The sequence below is a fragment of the Paenibacillus barengoltzii NBRC 101215 genome (assembly GCF_004000745.1).
Classification (GTDB): domain Bacteria; phylum Bacillota; class Bacilli; order Paenibacillales; family Paenibacillaceae; genus Fontibacillus; species Fontibacillus barengoltzii.
This window is the reverse complement of sequence record NZ_BILV01000043.1, coordinates 1-19,267: the sequence shown is the minus strand read 5'-3', so window position 1 is coordinate 19,267 and position 19,267 is coordinate 1. Positions and strand designations below refer to the sequence as shown.

The 19,267-nt window shown below is 54.7% G+C and carries 15 protein-coding genes; 11 read left to right on the top strand and 4 right to left on the bottom strand.

Annotated elements, in window-relative coordinates; translation table 11 throughout:
- The first annotated feature begins 39 nt into the window (after positions 1 to 39).
- Positions 40 to 1,410 (top strand): MATE family efflux transporter, encoded by a 1,371-nt coding sequence (locus PBA01S_RS13140; RefSeq protein ID WP_028538720.1) that lies wholly within the window; start codon positions 40 to 42, stop codon positions 1,408 to 1,410.
- An 83-nt stretch (positions 1,411 to 1,493) separates the two neighbouring features.
- Here the strand turns inward: PBA01S_RS13140 and PBA01S_RS13135 are convergent, their stop codons facing one another.
- Together PBA01S_RS13135 and PBA01S_RS13130 are read right to left on the bottom strand one after the other, a co-directional pair.
- Positions 1,494 to 2,429: an S-layer homology domain-containing protein gene (locus PBA01S_RS13135; protein ID WP_028538721.1), complete on the bottom strand. Its 936-nt coding sequence runs from the start codon at positions 2,427 to 2,429 to the stop codon at positions 1,494 to 1,496.
- A 188-nt stretch (positions 2,430 to 2,617) separates the two neighbouring features.
- Positions 2,618 to 3,400, bottom strand: coding sequence for a Cof-type HAD-IIB family hydrolase (locus tag PBA01S_RS13130; protein ID WP_028538722.1), 783 nt, complete (start codon positions 3,398 to 3,400; stop codon positions 2,618 to 2,620).
- Positions 3,401 to 3,602: 202 nt separating this feature from the next.
- Between PBA01S_RS13130 and PBA01S_RS13125 the strand changes: the two genes are divergently transcribed.
- The 3 genes from PBA01S_RS13125 to PBA01S_RS13115 all read left to right on the top strand — a co-directional run bounded on the left by PBA01S_RS13125 (position 3,603) and on the right by PBA01S_RS13115 (position 7,145).
- Positions 3,603 to 4,562: an alpha/beta fold hydrolase gene (locus PBA01S_RS13125; RefSeq protein ID WP_028538723.1), complete on the top strand. Its 960-nt coding sequence runs from the start codon at positions 3,603 to 3,605 to the stop codon at positions 4,560 to 4,562.
- 61 nt (positions 4,563 to 4,623) lie between these two features.
- Positions 4,624 to 6,231: an amidohydrolase gene (locus PBA01S_RS13120; RefSeq protein ID WP_127576139.1), complete on the top strand. Its 1,608-nt coding sequence runs from the start codon at positions 4,624 to 4,626 to the stop codon at positions 6,229 to 6,231.
- Between the two features lie 407 nt (positions 6,232 to 6,638).
- A complete protein-coding gene (locus tag PBA01S_RS13115) occupies positions 6,639 to 7,145 on the top strand; it encodes a CYTH domain-containing protein (RefSeq protein WP_127576138.1) in 507 nt (168 codons plus the stop codon).
- 33 nt (positions 7,146 to 7,178) lie between these two features.
- On the opposite strand, the gene PBA01S_RS13110 is transcribed toward PBA01S_RS13115, so the two are convergent.
- Complete coding sequence (locus PBA01S_RS13110) at positions 7,179 to 7,934, bottom strand: SGNH/GDSL hydrolase family protein (protein ID WP_307719255.1); 756 nt, start codon at positions 7,932 to 7,934, stop codon at positions 7,179 to 7,181.
- Between the two features lie 190 nt (positions 7,935 to 8,124).
- On the opposite strand from PBA01S_RS13110, the gene PBA01S_RS13105 reads away from it, so the two are divergent.
- The 7 genes from PBA01S_RS13105 (at position 8,125) to PBA01S_RS13075 (ending at position 17,629) form a co-directional block, all read left to right on the top strand.
- The gene (locus PBA01S_RS13105; protein ID WP_028539639.1) at positions 8,125 to 9,114 is read left to right on the top strand and encodes a Gfo/Idh/MocA family protein; all 990 of its coding nucleotides are present in this window, start codon (positions 8,125 to 8,127) and stop codon (positions 9,112 to 9,114) included.
- Positions 9,115 to 9,452: 338 nt separating this feature from the next.
- Complete coding sequence (locus PBA01S_RS13100) at positions 9,453 to 10,433, top strand: sugar-binding protein (RefSeq protein WP_255315353.1); 981 nt, start codon at positions 9,453 to 9,455, stop codon at positions 10,431 to 10,433.
- Positions 10,430 to 11,869 carry a sensor histidine kinase gene (locus PBA01S_RS13095; protein ID WP_127576136.1) on the top strand — a complete coding sequence of 480 codons (1,440 nt, stop codon included), beginning with the start codon at positions 10,430 to 10,432 and terminating at the stop codon, positions 11,867 to 11,869. Before PBA01S_RS13100 ends, PBA01S_RS13095 begins: the two co-directional genes overlap by 4 nt.
- 21 nt (positions 11,870 to 11,890) lie before the next feature.
- Complete coding sequence (locus PBA01S_RS13090; protein WP_127576135.1) at positions 11,891 to 13,462, top strand: helix-turn-helix domain-containing protein; 1,572 nt, start codon at positions 11,891 to 11,893, stop codon at positions 13,460 to 13,462.
- Positions 13,463 to 13,703: 241 nt separating this feature from the next.
- Positions 13,704 to 14,807: a D-xylose ABC transporter substrate-binding protein gene (gene xylF / locus PBA01S_RS13085; protein WP_016313301.1), complete on the top strand. Its 1,104-nt coding sequence runs from the start codon at positions 13,704 to 13,706 to the stop codon at positions 14,805 to 14,807.
- A 114-nt stretch (positions 14,808 to 14,921) separates the two neighbouring features.
- The gene (locus PBA01S_RS13080; protein ID WP_016313300.1) at positions 14,922 to 16,433 is read left to right on the top strand and encodes a xylose ABC transporter ATP-binding protein; all 1,512 of its coding nucleotides are present in this window, start codon (positions 14,922 to 14,924) and stop codon (positions 16,431 to 16,433) included.
- 2 nt (positions 16,434 to 16,435) lie between these two features.
- Positions 16,436 to 17,629 carry a sugar ABC transporter permease gene (locus tag PBA01S_RS13075; protein ID WP_028539634.1) on the top strand — a complete coding sequence of 398 codons (1,194 nt, stop codon included), beginning with the start codon at positions 16,436 to 16,438 and terminating at the stop codon, positions 17,627 to 17,629.
- A gap of 197 nt (positions 17,630 to 17,826) precedes the next feature.
- Here PBA01S_RS13075 and PBA01S_RS13070 read toward each other — a convergent pair whose 3' ends face one another.
- On the bottom strand, positions 17,827 to 19,047 hold the full coding sequence (locus PBA01S_RS13070) for a phosphodiester glycosidase family protein (protein ID WP_127576134.1): 1,221 nt from the start codon (positions 19,045 to 19,047) through the stop codon (positions 17,827 to 17,829).
- Between the last annotated feature and the right edge of the window lie 220 nt (positions 19,048 to 19,267).

Below are 19,267 nucleotides of genomic sequence, written 5' to 3'. Positions count from 1 at the left end.
TGAAAGCTAGTAAGCAAACATGAAAGCTGGTACGCAAACATGAAACTTCTGGTGCAGGATAAGGCATTTTATCACAGCTTTTTCAGACTAACTTTAGTGATTGCTCTGCAAAACATTATTTCCTTTGGCGTCAATTTATCGGATAACATCATGCTTGGCGGTTACAGTGAATCGGCCTTATCCGGTGTAGCTCTGGCTAACCAGATCCAGTTCTTGCTGCAAATGCTTGTGATGGGCGTAGGGGAGGGCGTTGTCATCCTCTCATCACGGGCATGGGGCGCGCGGGACATCCGAACCATCAAGCGGGTAGCCAGCATTGGAATGCGCATCGCACTGCTGCTGGCGTTCCTGCTGTGGCTGGCGGTATTCTTGTTCCCGCACGGATGCCTGTCCTTATTCACCAACGAGGACAACGTCATCACAGAAGGGGCCAAGTATTTACGGATTATCGGTTTTTCCTATCTCTTCTTTGCGGCAACCAACCTGCTGCTCGCTTCTCTGCGCAGCGTGGAGACGGTCAGAGTTGGATTTATCCTCTCCGTGTCGACGTTACTGATCAATGTTTGTTTGAACTATTTGCTGATCTACGGGCATTTCGGGTTCCCCGCTTGGGGGGTGAGAGGCTCGGCGGCGGCGACGCTAACGGCCCGTATCATCGAGCTGGTCATCGTGTTGGTGTATCTCAAACGAGTGGATCGCAAAATCCGGTTCACGCTGCGGGACTTCTTCCGATTTGACCGGGGGACGTTCAAACAATACCTTAGCGTGGGCTCTCCCATCCTGATGTCCAACGGTCTCTGGGGGCTGGCCATGGCGGTACAGTCTGGAATCTTGGGGCATATGGGGGAAGCGGCGATTGCCGCGAACAGTATCGCCACAACAGTCTTCCAAATCGTGTCGGTCGTCACATACGCTTCGGCCAGTGCGACGGCTGTGATTATCGGGAAGACGATTGGCGCCGGACATCCGGAAAAAATCAAGCCTTACGCCCAAACGCTGCAGGTGCTTTATGTGTTTATCGGTTTGGCGACAGGGGCCGTGCTCTTCTTGATCAAAGACATGGTGCTGGGCTTTTATGCCATATCCCCGGCATCCAAGGATCTGGCCTTGCAGTTTATGACGGTGCTCTCCATAACAGCGGTAGGCACGGCTTATCAAATGCCGGTGCTGACGGGCATCGTGCGCAGCGGAGGAGATACGAAATTTGTGTTATACAACGATTTAATCTTCATGTGGCTGATCGTATTGCCTTCATCCTTTCTCTGCGCTGTAGTATGGGGGTTGTCGCCGCTGCTGACGTTTATCTGTCTGAAATCGGATCAAATCCTGAAATGCTTTGTAGCGATCGTGAAGGTGAATCGCTATCGGTGGATTCGGACGTTTGGAACAACCCCGGAGCCGAAGGCATAATCTCCACGATAAAAAAAGGACCGCCATCGATCGGCTGCTGCCGGATCCATGCGGTCCTTTCTTTTTTATTCATAATATGCTGATTATTTGGATGGAGCGCCCAGCACCGGCTGGAATCCGGCTGGAATGTATGCGACGGCCTTCACCTCGGAAATGACCTGCGGATAAAATTGCCCAGGTTGAGGCTCGACGATGCGATAGTCGATGACTGCCTTGTCATCCTTAAAGGAGATGCTCGACACTTCCAGACCGTAGCCCGGGTGCGGCGCCATCGCCGTAATCGTCACCTTCGTCACGTCGCTGGTGAGTTTGTCTGTGCTCACGGTAAAATTAGACAAGCCGGGAATTGGGTTCGCAATCGGCTCATTGTCTTTAATAAATTGCAGCGTCCGGTCAAGCATGCCTGCTGCTTCACTGCGGGAGATCGGTTGCTTTGGTCCGAAGTTTCCCTTCTTATCCAAGGTAACGATTTTGGCTTTCAGCAGCGCTTGAATGCTGTTCATATAGTCTTTGTTGATTTGCTTCTCGTCCTTGATGGACACATATTGCATCGTAAACGCGTATTCGCCCTTTACGCTCAGCGCTTTGAACAACCAGTGGCTAAATTGCTCCTTCGTTACTTTGGCGGCCGGGTTAATGTCCTTCGGAATGCCCAGCCCGTAGTAGTTCGCGATCACAAAGGCTTCGGAATACCAAGCATGATCCTTTATCTTGGTGTAATAATCGCTGGCTTTGGGCAGTTTGATGAACCGGATCGTATCGAAGTTGAGATCCAGCGTTTTCACGATCAGCGTGACGGCTTCCGCACTTGTCAGCTTCTGGGCCGGATAATAACGGCCGTGAAGGTCGCCTTTAATGATTCCCATCTTCTCCAGGCGTTCGATCGCCTTTTGCTCCTGGTCACCTTTAATGTCGCTGAAAGCTGAGGCCGTACCGCCAAACATCATCGTGAACGCGATGACCATGAGCAGCGTCAGCTTGGAAAGTTTAGAGAAAGAGAACGTTCTGTTCCGTTTCATTCGTCAAGTCCCTCCCGGAAACAGTAATGAGTTAAACGAATCAGATTCGCCGTCTGCTCTGCTCTCGCATAGCGTACGGCGAGGCTTAAGGTATCATTTCCCTCCTTCCGGATTCAGACTGGTTTAACCCTTTGACGCAGGAAGAGCTGCAGATGTTTCAAAGAATCTCCTATTTTTTGCGAAAAGTCTCAGTTAATCAGTCCCGCATAACGCAGACCTTGACGGATGCCGCCCTCATCCACAGCCGCCGTGACATAATCGGCATGAGGCAGCAGGTCTGGATGAGAATTGCCCATGGCGATCCCTAAACCGACTTCCTGCAGCATTTCCTTATCATTCAGACCGTCTCCGAAGGCGACTGCGGCAGACAGAGGGATGCCGAGACGTTCCAGCATGGCTGCGATGCCCACCGCCTTGGAGCCGCCGCGCAGCGTGACATCCATCGCTTTCGAGTGCCAGCGGATCAGACGCAAGTCCTCGAATTGTCCATCGTACAACGCTTCGTCCTGCTCCTCACAATGCAGAAAAGCTTGATACACCGGGGATTTGCTCCAAAATTCCGGATCGAATCCCGGATGCTCGACCTTCAGCGAATTAATAGATTCCACGACAAAGGGGTGAGCTTCGGTATTGGTGTAGTAACGGTCATGCCCCTGAAATACGAGTGGATGCTGATGGCGCCCAGCCAACTCAACGAGTTTCTGAAGGCTTTGCGCAGGCAGGGGCCGCTGAAGCAGCGGCTCGCCCCGGTAGACAACGTAAGCCCCGTTTAGGCTGACGAAGGATTCGATGTGAAGCAGCTTGGCGATCGGTTGAAAAAAATACGGCGCCCGCCCGGTTGCAATCACCGGCTCGATACCGCTTGCTTTGAGTTCAGCAATGGCCTGAATCGTATCCTGCGGAACTTGCTTGTCCTCGTTCAGCAGCGTGCCGTCGAGATCAAAGAAGACGATGGTGTACTTGTTGTTCATAGGTATGGCTCCTATCCGTTCGTTTTTTTATCTGTTATCTATAAAAATAGTGTACCATGGGCGCGCAAACCGGTCATCGCCTCCGATCCACTTGTATAGAAAGCGTTGTCAAGCTATACTGTGAGCGATGGCCCGGCAACTGCTGCGGCAGTTCAGCCGGACGGTGTAAATCAGCCCCTATTGTGGAGAGAGGAAGAGGCCAATGCCGGTTATTGACATGCCCTTAGACGAGTTGCGCAAGTACAAAGGAATTAACCCCAAGCTGCCGGATTTCGACGCTTATTGGGAGACAGCGCTGCGCGAAATGCGCGCAGTGGATTCACAGGTTCAATTGGAGAAGGCGGAATATCAAGTGCCGGGTGTGGAGTGCTATCATCTTTATTTTACCGGAGTAAAAGGAGCCCGCATCCATGCGCAATACGTGCGCCCGGTTAAATCGGACGGCCCGGCGCCTGCCGTGATTTTGTTCCACGGTTATTCCGGGAATGCCGGCGACTGGACGGAAAAGCTGGGATACGCTTCGCTTGGCTTCCACGTCTTTGCGATGGATTGCCGCGGTCAAGGCGGCAGATCGGAGGATGTTGGCGGAACGATCGGCAATACGCTGCAAGGCCATATCATCCGCGGGGTAGACGGGGATCCGCAAAATATGTTGTTCCGCCATATTTTCCTGGACGCTGTACAATTGACGGGGATCGCTATGGAGATGCCGGAGGTGGATGAGAACCGCGTCGGCGTCACCGGTTGGTCGCAAGGCGGCGGGATCACGTTAGCATGCGCAGCGCTGGAGCCCCGGGTTCGTCGGGCTGCTCCAGTCTATCCGTTCCTCTCCGATTACCGCCGGGTATGGGAGATGGATTTGGCCAAGAATGCATACGAGGAATTACGCTTGTACTTCCGCCGCTTTGATCCGCAGCATGAACGGGAGGAGGAGTTGTTTGCCAAGCTGGGCTACATTGATGTGCATCATCTGGCCAGCCGCATTCAAGCGGAAGTACTGATGGGGGTTGGATTGATGGACGAGATTTGCCCGCCATCCACCCAATTTGCTGCCTACAACGCGATCACTTCGCCGAAGAAGCTGGAGATTTACCCGGATTTCGGCCATGAAGGTCTGCCGGGAATGCACGACAAGATCGTTCAGTTTATGCTAGGAATGTAAGGGAAGCCCGCAAAAATACTGACAAACAGGCTGAACGGGCAGGCAGAAAGGAGCGGTGTTCGTGACGGGCACGTTATTTATCAACGGGAGAATCCAAGCACTGGAGCCAACCGGACTCTCTGAAAAAGAAGCCGATGCGGTATACGTGGAAAACGGCCGCATCCGCGCCATCGGGCGGACGGCGGAGCTGAAGCTGCAGCTGGCAGGCCGGGCGGTGCGTACCGTCGACTGGGAAGGGGCCGTGGTGCTCCCCGGCTTAACTGACTCGCATATGCACCTGTCCATGCACGGCATGAAGCTCGCCATGCTTGATTTCAGCGGCGTCACTTCGAAGGAGGAGATGCTGCGACTTGTCCGGGAGCGCGCGGCGGTGACGCCGCCCGGCGAATGGATTCTCGGCCTGAATTGGGACGAGAATCGGTTCGTACCCGCTGCGGCACCAACACTGGAGGAGCTGGACGCGGTTAGCACCCGCCATCCAATCTTCCTGACGCGCACCTGCTTCCATGCGTATTTGGCCAATTCCGAGGCGTTCCGCCGCGCGGGGATTACGCCAGATACGCCGGACCCGGAAGCCGGGGCATACGGCAGGGACGAGGAAGGGCGCTTCACTGGCTGGGTGTATGAGGAGGCGTCGGTGCCGTTCACCCGAGCGCAGCCAGAACCGGACTATGCCGCGAAGAAGGACGCCATTCGCCGCGCCTGGCTTGACGCGCTGCGCCTGGGGCTCACCGCTGCCCATACCGAGGACCTGCGGTTTCTCGGCAGCATCGAGACGATGCAGCGCATTTGCCGCGAGCTGCGCGAGGAAGGGATCGCCTTCCGCACCCACCAGCTGCTGTACTATCCGTTTCTGGAGGAAGCGGAAGAGCTTGGGGTGCGGGCCGGCGACGGCGACGACTGGCTGCGTATCGGCGCGGTGAAGCTGTTCGCCGACGGAGCGATCGGCGGCCGCACGGCGCTGCTGAAGCAGCCGTACAGCGATGCGCCGCACACGCGGGGGATGGCGATCCATCCGGAGGAGCGGCTCGCCGAGATTGTGCGGGCGGCGCGGCGCCAGGGCTTCCCGATCGCTGTGCATGCGATCGGGGATGGCGGCGCTGACCTCACGCTGCGCGCGATGGAGGCGCAGCCGCTTGCGCCGGGCAGCCGGCTTCCGGACCGGCTGATCCACGCGCAGGTGCTGGACGCCGGGCTCGTCCAGCGCATGACCGCGCTGCCGCTCGCGGCGGATATCCAGCCGCGGTTCGTAGCCAGCGACTTCCCCTGGGTGCTGGAGCGGGTGGGGGAAGGGCGTACGGCGTACCTGTACGCCTGGAAGAAACTGCTGGCGGCCGGGATCCCCTGCGCCGGCGGCAGCGACGCGCCCATCGAGCCGCTCAGCCCGTTCCTTGGGCTGCATGCGGCGGTGACCCGGCGGGCGCCGGAGGAGACGCACGAGGGCTATCTGCCCGAAGAGAAGCTGACGACGGCGGAGGCCGTGGCGCTCTTTACCCGCGGCAGTGCCCAGGCCGCCGGGGAAGCGGACGAGCGCGGGGAGATCGCTGTGGGGAAAGCCGGGGATTTTACGGTCATTGACCGGGAAATTGAAGGTGACCCCGAGCAGCTTCTCCAGGCGCAGGTGCTCATGACTGTCGTCAACGGGGAGATTGGGTACCGGGCGCCATAAACTTGCGTGCGACAAAGCCGTCCCCCCCTCTTGCGCCAATGTATATGAAAAATCGAATACAATTTAACGAAACGGGCGGATTTAAGGGGATCTGTATGAAATTTCATATAGATTTGCTCGTTTCCGCAAGAAACAGCCTAAATCTATATGAAAAACCGAGTAGATTCCCTTTTTCCTTCGCTAGTCCGCCACTTTATATATGAAATTTCGCATAGATTTCCGATATGACCTAAAGAAGCCGTCCCAGGGAGCTTAAACTCCTCGGGACGGCTGTTAGCAAGCGGAATTTTAGCGCAATCTTCATGACTTGAATGAGTTTCACGTGATTGTCCCCCTAGGTATGTATTCGTATAATGGATATGACCCGTGTAATTTTTACTGAAAAGAACATGAGGAGGTTTTTTCCGTTGTCGCTGGAAATTGAACGCAAGTTTCTGTTGCCGGCGTATCCAGAGCAACTGATTCGGGAGGGAGAGCTGGTGGTACGGTCGGAACATGCGATCGACCAGACGTATCTAGCCCTGCATGAGGATCAGGAGCTGCGGGTTCGCAGAATCGAGGACTTGCGTACCGGAGAGATTCAATTTACGCATACCTTCAAAAGAGGGTTTGGCCTGTCCCGGGAAGAAGTGGAGGTATCCATTTCGGAAGGGTTGTATCAGCAAATTATCGGGATTCATCAGGCCATTCCTTTAACCAAACGACGGGTAACTGCCGAATGGGACAAGCGTACAGTCGAGATCGACGTTTACGACCAGATCGATTTTATCGTTCTTGAAGTGGAGTTCAGCTCAGAGGAGGAGGCGCGGTCCTTTGAGCCGCCGGCTTGGTTTGGTCCAGACATTAGCACCAACAAGGAATATAGCAACAAGAAGGTTTGGAGCGATTTGCAGCGCAGAAAAAAAGAGACCTGACATCCTCAGGTCTCTTCGTTTTATCACATCTCTCTATTCCAGCGCCAGTCCGCCGCCTTCCCGCAGCAAAAAACCGTAGTTATTGCGGACGAACTCCAGCACTTTCTCGCAGATGATCCGGTGCCCATCTTCATTGGGATGGATGCCGTCTGAGCAGAGGAACTTCGTGTAATCAGGGTGCTCTAGAAAAGCGCCGCGCACGTCAATCATTTTGGTCTTGGTCATTTCCGATACTTTCAGAATCGTTGAATTGTACCGTTCCTGCCACCAATAAATCTTCGTGACGCTCCCCAGCCATTTCAGGATGTTCTTCTCCGCTTCCGGGTCGTTGCGGCTGACCCATTTGAAGTAATTGTCGGCGTTGAGCGGCGGCAAGCTCATCAGGACCGGGACAATGTTCTGACTCTTTACGAATTGGATCGCTTCGGTCAGCATTTTCTCAAATAGAGGAAAGTCGGTTTTCGGGTGGTGTTCCGCTTCGGGATGCTCAGCAATTTCATTCCAGTTGAAATCACAGTCATTGCCTCCGTACTCGATCAAAACGATGTGGGGTTTATCCTTCTCTACGTCCCGCTTCAGGTTCGTGAGCCCCTTCATTAACGTGTTACCAAACCGCGCGGTATTATGAACCGCACCCTTCAATTTCTGCTGCAGCAGCGATACATAGTTGTTCTCCAAGACGACGTACTTACGGCGTTGCTCATCGTAGATGACGCCTTTGGAAATGGAGTCTCCGCTGACCATATACTTGATTTCATTTTTGGAAAAAAACTTGCTGTCGTTGATCACAATATCACCCCTCTTAAACCCCGAAACCTTGTTCATTTCGTTATATCTATTGTAGATGAGTTCTCTTCGCCTGTGCAAGTAAACAGTTCGTATTGACAAGAAAACGGAAGCATGCGAAAGTGGACAAGTCTAACCGGGAATGAGAGAATACGAGTGAAGCAACCATGAACAAAGGGAGGAAATCAGTTTGATACGTTTCGCCACGATTGGAACGAACTGGATTACGGAACGTTTTATTCAGGCAGCACTGGAAACGGAGCAATTTGCCTTAACGGCGGTTTACTCCCGGACCGAGGAGAAGGGCAGAGAGTTTGCTGCCAAGTTTGGCGACCCGCAGGTCTATACGGATTTGAAAGCCTTAGCGGCCAGCTCTGACGTCGATGCCGTTTATATCGCCAGCCCGAATTCCTTTCATGCGGAGCAGGCCATCTTGATGATGGACCACGGCAAGCATGTGTTATGCGAGAAACCGATGGCGTCCAATGCGGCAGAGGTTCGCCGGATGATCGAAGCGGCGCGTCGCAATGATGTGTTGTTGATGGAGGCGCTGAAGTCGACGCTGATGCCGAACTTCCGGGCCGTGCAGGATAATTTGTACAAAATCGGCCAGGTGCGGCGCTATTTTTCAAGCTATTGTCAGTATTCTTCGCGGTATGATGCCTTTAAGCAAGGCAAGGTGATGAATGCCTTTAATCCCGCGTTTTCTAACGGGGCTTTGATGGACCTCGGCATTTATTGTATCTATCCGATGGTGACACTGTTCGGGAAACCGGAATCGGTGCAGGCTTCTGCGGTGATGTTGTCTTCGGGCGTGGACGGAGAAGGCAGCCTTGTTGTGCGGTATCCGGAGATGGACGGCGTGATCATGTATTCGAAAATTACCGACTCCTATCTGCCAACGGAAATCCAAGGGGAAAACGGTACGATCGTGATCGATCGGATCAATCAGCCCTATGAGGCTAAAATTCTGTACCGTGACGGCACAACTGAGGAATTAACCTGCTTCCAGCCGCAGGAGTCGATGTACTATGAAGCGTTGGAGTTCATTGAGCTGATTCTCAGCGGCAAGCGGGAAAGCCAGATCAATACCCATGCCCGTTCGCTAGCCGTTGCCGAGCTGATGGAGGAAGCCAGACGCCAGTTCGGATTGCGGTACGCGGCGGACGAGGACCAAGCCTGAGTCGTCGTTGGCCAGTCTGCTGGAATTGTCCTCAATGATTTAGCCCAAGCCGGTAGATCGGTTTGGGCTATTTGCGTTCTGACGCATCCTCTCTTATGGGGTTGCTTTTGCACCATTATCCCCATGAGTCAGGTAGGCAAGTAGGGCAAGTGTGGGAGTAGTGGGGCAATAAGATCATCAGAGATCCCCTCCTCAGTTCTAACTCCAATTTCCCTGAGTATAAGGGATAATCATGAAAAAGGAGCGTTGGAGATATTTGCGCCCCCCAAACTGACACAAATTCCCGTTGCAACCGCTTACATACTGAGATAGGATTATCGGAAGAGGTGAACTGGTTCATGAAGGACAAGAAATGGCTGGCGGGTATGTTGATTTGCATCGTGGTTTTGGTCTATTTGTTCATCGGCTTTGCGAGGTACTCGGGGAAGATGGGCAGCATTGTTAAAGAGCTGCAAGGGCAGCCCGCGAGCGGTGAGCCGCGCTATCATATCGTGCTGATCGAGCAGGAGCGGTATCATCCCTATTGGGAAATGGTCGAGAAAGGGGCGGCGGAGGCAGCGGAGAAATACGGCATCGACATTGAGTTCACGGGACCGGTGCGCAACAACATGGAGGAACAGCTGAATTTGCTGGAAAAAGCGATCGCCGCCCGCGTCGATGCAATTATTGTGCAGGGGTTAAATGAAGAGCGGTTTACGCCAGTCATCAATAAGGCGGTACGCCGTGGCATCCCCGTTGTGACCATTGACACCGACGCGCCAAACAGCCAGCGGCTGACTTATGTCGGCACTGACAATTTAGCCGCGGGCGAGCGCCTGGGTCGCCTTGTCGTGGAGACGACTGGCGGGATTGGCAAGATCGGCGTGATCATCGGCAGTGATCAGGCGGCCAACCAGCTGCAGCGGCTGGACGGGCTGAAGAAAATCGTCGCCGAACACGAGGGGCTGGAGATCGTGGACGTTCGCAGCTCGAACATCTCCCACATGGAGGCGATTCAGCAGGCGGCTAACATGCTTCGGAACCATCCCGAGATCACCATTATGGTCGGTACGAGTGCAACCGATGCGCTTGGCGTGCTGCAGGCTGCCAAGAACCGCGACGACCTGACGATCATCGGCTTCGACAATCAGAAGGAAACGCTGGAGGCTATTCGCAAAGGGGAGATTGAAGCGACGGTGGCGCAGCAGCCTTTTTTGATGGGAGAAACGGCGGTTCGGCTGCTCTATGAGCACTTCGGGGGACAAGCGCTGAAGAAGGCCTACTTCACGGAAGTGAAAGTGCTAAATGCGCACAACGTGGAGGAGGGCGAGAGTTTATGAGCATCCGCCGTAAATTGTTTCTGTTTATTCCGTTGTTGGTGCTGGTGATGAGTTCGGTGTCCTTCTTCCTGTTCCAAAGCGGAAAGAGTGTTCAAGAGAGCTATCACCTGATGATGAAGCGCATTCTGTTGTACAAAGAGATCTCCTACGAGGTGGGGGAGAACATGCGGTCGATGAACCGATTCATTATGCAGTTGGATCAGGAGAGCTTGCCCGAAGTCGTAAAGCATTTGAATGCGGTCAAGTCCTTGCGATCGGATCTCGACGGGCTCCGGACGATTGGCGGCAGCGACCTGGCCCTCGCCAATTATCGCAACCTGATCGACACCTTCCTGGAGCAGGCCGAGGCGATGATTGAGCGGATTAGCTACGAGGATTCCGATACGATGGCCGGGGCTTATATCGAAGCGGAGCAGACACAGCGTTTTATCCGCGAGGAGGCGCAGGAGCTGGTCGACTTGGAGCTAGAGCAATATAAGCCGATCTACGAAGAGATGATGGATGCGACCGGAAATCTGAACAAGCTGGGCATTCTATTGGTGGTGACGGCAGCGGCATTCAGCATTCTGCTGGCGATTTGGCTGTCACGCAGCATTACCAATCCGATCCGCCGGCTGGTCGCGACCGCCAAACAGATTTCTAAGGGGCGGATGGACACGAAGGCGCCGGAGAGCGACAGCAACGATGAGATCAGTATTTTGTGCCGGGCGTTTAACGGGATGATCGACAATATCCAGCAGTTGATGGCGGAGAATATTAACAACTTGGAGAAGGACCGACTGGTGAAGGAGCTGGAGCTCAAGACGCTGCAAAGCCAGATCAATCCGCATTTTTTATTTAATACTTTAAACTCGATTTCCAAGCTCGCCTATCTCGAAGGGGCGACTAAGACAAGCGATCTGGCTGTTTCCGTATCGCGTCTGCTGCGCTACAACCTGCAGAAGCTGGACCAGGCGGTTCCGCTGCGCGAGGAGGTGGCCCATGTGACGGAATACATGAACATCCAGAAGGCGCGCTTCCGCGATCGGATTGCCTTCAAGATGAACATCGACGAACGGACATTGGACGGGCGAGTTCCTTGCTTAACCCTTCAGCCAATTCTGGAGAACGCTTTTGTTCACGGCATCGAGCATATGGAGGAAGGGGCTGTGCTGGAACTGGTGATTCGCCTTAGCGAGGAGGATCGGGTCGAAATCGAAATCCGCGATAACGGGGTTGGCATGAGCCGAGAAACGGTGGATCGGCTGCTGCAATCGGTGCGCGGAGACGCTCCGCAATTTGGTGGTAAACGGCATTCGACCGGCCTGGGTACGCATAATGTGTTCAAGCGGCTGCATTTATTTTTTGACGGTGAGGAACAAATCGAGATCGACAGCGAGGAAGGGGCAGGCACCGCCGTCCGGTTCACGCTGCCACTGCGCATAGGGATTTCATAGGACGGGAAGGGGGAATCCGAAATGTACACTTTGCTGATTGCGGATGATGAAGCATTGGAACGAGAAGGTCTGGAAATGATGATCCGTCACGCGATGCCGGATACGTTCCGGTTTGTTCATGCGGAGAACGGGCGCAGGGCGATCCAGTTGGCGGAGGAGGAACGGCCGGATTTTATTTTTATGGATATCAAAATGCCCGGGATTCAAGGATTGGAAGCGGTACGGGAGATCATGGCCCGTCAACCGGGGGCTCGGGTGGTGATTATCACGGCCCATGATTATTTTGCCTATGCGAAGGAGGGGTTGGCGCTTGGCGTGCGGGAATATCTGCTGAAGCCGGCCCGGCGGGAAGAAATTCTAGACGTATTGAAGCATCTGATCGCTGAAACCGAAGAGGCGAAGCGGGCCCGGGATGAGCAGCTCTCCTTGCAGGAGAAGCTCTCTCATCTATTACCGCTGGCGGAGAACGAGCTGTCGCTGATGTTGATGCTGGAATATGCGCAGGAGGTAGAAGCCGACCAACTGGCTCGGATGCTGAACCTCCAGTGGCGGAAGGGCTATGCGATGGTCCTGTCGTTTGCGAAGCATAACCCCAAAGAATGGGCCAGCTTCCAGGTGGCTAAGAAGGAGATTTACGAAGCGGTCAAGCAATGGGCGAAGCCGGGGTTGTCCTGCCTAGTCAGCCCGGTAGTGGGCCATAAGATTGCTTTGTTTATCCCGTTGCCGCCGGGACGGCCGGGGTATGAGCAGCGGGTGATGGCGCTGGAATGGGGCGAGCGGTTGCGCAGCCAGGTGGAGGAGCGCTTTGGGCTGCCGCTGTCTGTTGGGATCGGCGGCGTTCGCGAGGGCTGGGACGGGCTAAGCCGCTCGTACCGCGAAGCGGTCCGCGTCTGCGCGGAGGAGCAGGATATCGTCTGCGTTCGGCATTATGACGATATCGCCGAAAGCTCGGGCAGCCCTGCGATTTCGCTGGATGAGGAGAAGAAGCTGCTGGATGCGCTGCTGCAGCAGGACAAAGCCGAAGCTGCCGAGCGCTTTAACCTGTTATTTGAACGCCTGCAGGAGGAGCGTTCGGATGATTTTCCGCATCTGCGCGGGGATGTAATTGGGCTGCTCCTCTATTTGAGCCGCGGCGTGGAGGCAGGGGACGGTCCCGAGTTAATTGAGGATCTTCGCGCTTGCGAGAATGCGGAAGTGTTGCGGGAACGCGTACTGCACCGGCTTGGCATCTGGATGGATAGCCTGCGGGAACGAAAGGAACACAGCCGTTCGCATGTGGTGCAGCGGGCGATCCTGTTCGTCACCCAGCGGTTCAAAGAAGAGATCTCGATGGAGCAAACGGCGGAATATGTGAATCTCAGTCCTTACTACTTCAGCAAATTGTTTAAGCTGCAGACCGGAGAGAATTTCAGCGACTATCTCACCCGACTGCGGATTGAGGAGGCGAAGCGGCTGATCGCCGGGCGCTCGTTAAGTCTGAAGGAAATTTGTTATGAGGTAGGCTACAAAGATCCCAATTATTTTAGCCGGGTATTCAAGAAAGCCGTCGGCATTAGCCCAAGCGAATATCGTCAGCAAATCGAAACGGAATAATAATGCTTCCGTGCAGTTCAGTGAGTCCTTGTCCCAGACAAGGACTTTTTTGTTGTGATTGCACAAAAAAATCCAGTGAAAGCATCGGTTATGAAAGCATTTACATCCGATGACAAAGGAATGCAGAACAAGCGCAAACGAGTGCAGGCTTTGACCGAACCGAAGTAAGGGAAGCAGTGCTACGATATTCATGTAAGCGCAATCATTACTCAATTCTTCAAAAAGAAGGGGCGTAGGCATAGTGAAAAAACACAGTCATTTTGTACGGTTAAGTTTGGCGGCCATTTTGTTGGCTTCCACCCTGGCAGGCTGCGGAATTGTATCGGATGGCAGCGCCAACAGCGGGAACGCAACGAACAATGCGGGCAGCACGGCTGGAGGCAAGGACGACGGGAAAATCGTGATCGGGATGTCCATGGACACCCTGAAGGAAGAACGCTGGCAGAAGGACCGGGATTTATTCACCGCTAAAGTCGAAGAGCTCGGGGGCGAAGTGAAGGTGCTTGCGGCAAACGGTGACGATGCAACCCAGTTGAGCCAAGCTGAGCAGCTGATTTCGCAAGGCGTTGACGTATTGGTCGTCATCGCGCATAACGCGGAAGCGACTGCACCAATCGTGGAAAAAGCGCACAAAGAAGGCATCAAGGTCATCGCATATGACCGTTTGATTCGAAACTCGGACGTTGACTACTACATCTCCTTCGATAACGTTCGGGTCGGTGAACTCCAAGCCCAAGCTGTCATTGATGCCGCACCAAAGGGCAACATCGTATACATCGGCGGTGCGGATACGGACAACAACGCGCACATGTTTAAGGAAGGCGCGATGAACGTGCTGAAACCGCTGGAGGAGAAAGGCGATATCAAGATCGTCTATGACCAGTTCTCCAAGGACTGGAAGCCGGAGGAAGCGCTGAAGAACATGGAGAACGCGCTGACCGCCAATAACAATGATATCCAGGGCGTAGTTGCTGCAAATGACGGTACGGCCGGCGGGGTTATCCAAGCGTTAAACGCCCAAGGAATGGCCGGCAAAATCCCGGTATCCGGGCAGGATGCAGACTTGGCTGCAGTTCAACGGATCGCTGAAGGAACGCAGCTGATGACCGTCTACAAGCCGATTAAATCGATTGCTACCACCGCTGCAGAAATGGCCGTTGCAGCCGCCAAAGGCGAGGAAGTCCAAGCCGATAAAACGGTCAACAACGGTAAGATTGACGTACCTTCCGTGTTGCTGGATCCGATTCCAGTCAACAAGGATAGCCTGAATGTCGTAATTGATGACGGGTTCCACAAGCTGGAGGACGTGTACAAAAACGTACCCAAGGATCAATGGCCGAAGTAATACGAACCGGATACCCGGTTAGGGCGGAAGCGGCGAAAATCAGGGAGCGCTTCGGCGCCTCCTTGGTTTCGCGCTATTCGCCGATCCTTAGGCGAATGAAGGAGAGCTAAGCCTATGTATGTATTGGAAATGGTGAACATCAGCAAGGAGTTTCCTGGCGTGAAAGCCCTTGACCGCGTAAACTTCCAAGTGCGTAAAGGGGAAATTCACGCGCTGTGCGGCGAGAACGGAGCGGGTAAATCCACGCTGATGAAGGTGCTAAGCGGCTTGTATCCAGCCGGCACCTATAGCGGGGACATCGTCATCGGCGGCGAGAAGAAGCAGTTCCAAGGCATTGCCGATGCGGAAAAAGCCGGCATCGCCATCATTCACCAGGAGCTGGCGCTTGTGAAGGAGATGACGGTTGGCGAGAATATTTTCCTTGGGGCAGAACCCACCAAACGCGGCGTGATCCAGTGGGATGAGCTGTATCATAATGCGGCGCAATGGTTGAAGCGGGTTGGACTGAATATTTCTCCGGACACCAAAATCGGCAGTCTCGGCATCGGCCAGCAGCAATTGGTGGAGATCGCCAAGGCACTGTCCAAGCATACGCAGATATTGATTCTGGATGAACCTACAGCCGCTTTAACGGAAAGTGAAGTGGCGATCTTGATGGACATCCTAAATCAACTGCGCAGCGAAGGGGTGTCTTGCGTATATATCTCGCACAAGATGCCGGAGGTGTTTGCTCTGGCCGACTCGATTACGGTACTTCGCGACGGCCGCACGATCGCGACGTTGGATCGCAAGGAAACGAATGACGACCAAGTCGTATCGCTGATGGTCGGACGGGAGCTGACGGAACGGTACCCGCGGGTGGAGCATCGCCCATCGGATACCGTGCTGGAGGTTCGAAACTATAACGTGTGGCATCCGGAGAAGCGGAATCAGAGGGTGATTAAGGATGTCAGCTTCCAGGTGCGCAAAGGGGAAATCCTCGGCATCGCGGGATTAATGGGGGCCGGCCGGACGGAGCTGGTCAGCAGCCTGTTTGGCGCTTACGGCGGCAAGGCGACAGGTGAGGTCTTCGTCGAAGGCAAACCGGTGCGGATTCGCTCCGTTTCCGATGCCATTCGCGCCGGACTCGCCCTCGTCAGCGAGGATCGCAAGCGTCAAGGTCTCGTCATGGGGATGGACGTCAAGACGAATACAACGATGGCGACGTTGGCGAAGGTCTCGAAGTTTGGTGTGATTAACGATAACGAGGAAATCCGCTGGGGTCTGAAATATGTGCAGGATTTAAAGACGAAAACCGCATCGTTGGAAACCCCTGTCGGTACGTTGTCCGGCGGGAACCAGCAGAAGGTCGTCGTCGGCAAATGGCTGATGTCTGACCCGAAAATTCTGATTATGGACGAACCAACCCGCGGCATTGATGTCGGGGCGAAATATGAGATTTATCATTTGATGAATCAGCTGGTCGACCAGGGCGTGGCGATCATCATGATTTCCTCGGAGCTTCCAGAGGTGCTTGGGATGAGCGACCGGATTCTGGTGATGAGTGAAGGCCGATTCGTCCGGGAGTTCGACTGGCGCGAAGCGACCCAAGAAAATATTATGCAAGCCGCAACAGGAGGGAAATAAACATGGAGCTTCAAAAGGAAATCGGTAAACAAACGGACGGTTCGGCGGTAAAGTCGACGCTGTGGGGCAGCCTGTTCGGCAAAATGGACGTGCGCGCCTACACGATGGTGGGGGCACTGGTGTTGATCTGGGTGTTTTTTGGCCTGCTGGACCCCACCTTTTTGACGCCGCGGAACTTATCTAACCTGTTTACGCAAATGTCGGTGACCTCGATCTTGGCAATTGGGATGGTCCTGGTGATCGTCGCCGGGCATATCGACTTGTCGGTGGGCTCTATCTTGGGGTTAACCGGCGGACTTGCCGCGATCTTTAGCAACTGGCTGGAGCTTCCGGCGATTGTAGTCATTCTCGCAACGCTGGCGGCTGGCGCGATCTTAGGCTTGGTGCAAGGCTGGCTGGTCGCTTACAAAATGATCCCCGCCTTTATCGTCACATTGGGGGGCATGATGGTCTTTCGCGGGACGCTGATGGGCGTGACGAAATCGATGACAATCCCGGTCTCCGATAAAGTGCTGGCGCTGTTAGGTAACGCGTATTTTGCCTCGGGATTCGGCATCATCCTTGGGGTTTTGGCCATCGCTCTGATTGTATGGAGTACGCTGCGTAAACGCCGTTCCCGGCAGAAATATGGCTTCGAGGTGGCGCCGTTTGTGGTGGACGTGATCAAGATGGCGGCGCTCTCCCTGCTGGTCATCGCTTTCGTGCTTGTGATGAATGCCTATAAAGGCATTCCGTTCCCAATCATCTTCGTTATCGTGCTGGCGGCCATTTTCTTCTTCCTGTCCACCAAAACGACCTTCGGCCGGCACATTTATGCCATTGGCGGTAACCTGGAAGCGGCTCGGCTGTCCGGTATCAACATCCGCCGCAAGACGATGACCGTCTTCCTGCTCAGCGGGTTGCTGGCGTCCATCGCGTCGATTATCTTGACGTCGCGCCTGGCTTCGGCGACGATCACCGCCGGGAACATGGCAGAGATGGATGCGATCGCAGCTTGCGTCATCGGCGGGACATCGTTGATGGGCGGCGCGGGGACGGTGCTCGGCGCTTTGATCGGTGCGCTGGTCATGACTTCGCTCGACAATGGAATGTCGCTGATGGGGCTGGAGTCGTTCTGGCAATACGTGGTGAAGGGTTCGATTCTCGTCTTTGCCGTATGGCTCGACATTTCGAACCGGCGTAAAGGGTTGAGATAAGAGGTTGATGAATAAAGACGGCACTTCTTAGGAGCCTGTTCCTTTGTTGGGGAGCTCCTTGGAAGTGCCGTTTTTCGTTTGGTTTGGTTTGGTTCTGTGGCTCGATTCTTAGGTTCGGTATTTTTGGGTTCGGTTCGCTTGACAGTCCTTTGGTGGCTTTAGCCGAGGCTTCGTTGTTAAGTTAATTGGTGGCTTATTTATTGGTAGGTGACGATCAGCGCATTGCTGATTTTGCGGCCCGGCTGGGTCAGGTATTTACCGTTATAATACAAGCCGCTGGAAGCGCCGCCGTCAAGGTTCATCGCTTGGTACGCGCCGGCTTGCTTCATGATTTCCGCCAGCTGCGGAATCGTGGCACCGCCGGTGGTCAGCAGGATCAGCTTATGGTCCCGCGTGATCCCCAGGGCGCTGCGGGCACCGCCGCCGGTGAGGATTTTCGGGTCCTTGAAGCCCTCAGCTTTAACGTCGATGGCCACTTTGCCATTGACCACAAGTCGTGGTCCGGCTTGAAGCGCTCCTTCCATCGTGCCTGCGTTAAAGGCATCATTGAAGTCTTCGCCAGGGATTAACCGCGCCAGCAGGTTGGAGTCATAGGTGAAGATCGTACGCTTGTCGCCGGAAGCCTTCATCTTCAACGCGCCGCCGCTGACGATATAGCCGTAAGGCGCTTTGTAGGCGTTATCGGTATAAGCGTTGAAGAACGTGCCGTTGATGGCGGCAACCGCTTTGTGGCGCTTGGCGAGGCTGCTCAACTCCTCGACTTTGCCAATCGCGTCGCCAGCGAGCGCGACCTTTAGGCGGACCTTCGGATCCATCAGCGAGATGGTGACCATCTGCGTGGAGAAGGAACGTCCGCCGACTTTGAACGTCTTGCGCGCGCTGACGATCGCTTTGGAGGCGCCGGCGCTGGTGAGCGCGCTGCGGCTCGCGTACGGCAGGGTCAAGCGGGCATCGCCTTGACCCAGCGTAATGGAGCCGGCGGCCTTGTCCCATTCCGCCGGCAAATTGAACGTGGCGCTGACGAACTGCAGCGGCACGTAGGTTGCGCCGGCCAGGGCGAACGGCGCGTCGGCTAAGGCGACCGGCTCGCCATTGACTTCGGCTTTGGCGGAGCCGGCCTTCAGGATCGCGGACGTGGCTTCGCCCTGCGCGATCGTCAGCTGCTGCCGGGCCGCGTCCCACTGAACGTGGATGCCGTTCAGTCCGTCTAAGGCCCGGCTCGGCACAAACGCACGTCCGCTGGCTGAGTCCAGCAGGACGACGTTTTTGGCCGGCGCCGCCGTCGCTGTGCTTGCGGCGGCGGCGGGAGCCGGGGCGGCGGCCCAGCTGATGCCGCCGGAGAGGAGGCAGCCTAGGGCGAGCGCTAGAAGCAACAGGCGTCTTGCATTGTTGCGAGAGAACATGCTCGTTTCGTTCATCAATGTGGTTTCTCCCTTTTTTATGTATATTGGAAATCGCTACTCTATCTAATATCGGAAAGGTACTCGATTTTTCATATACAAAATGGTGCGGATGAAGAAAAATTTGGAATATACTCGGTTTTTCATATAGATTTCGGCTAGTTTCCCACTAGCCTTGCACCAAACCTGACATGAGAAATTACAGAAAAATTGTTTGTAAAATATCCTAAATATGGTT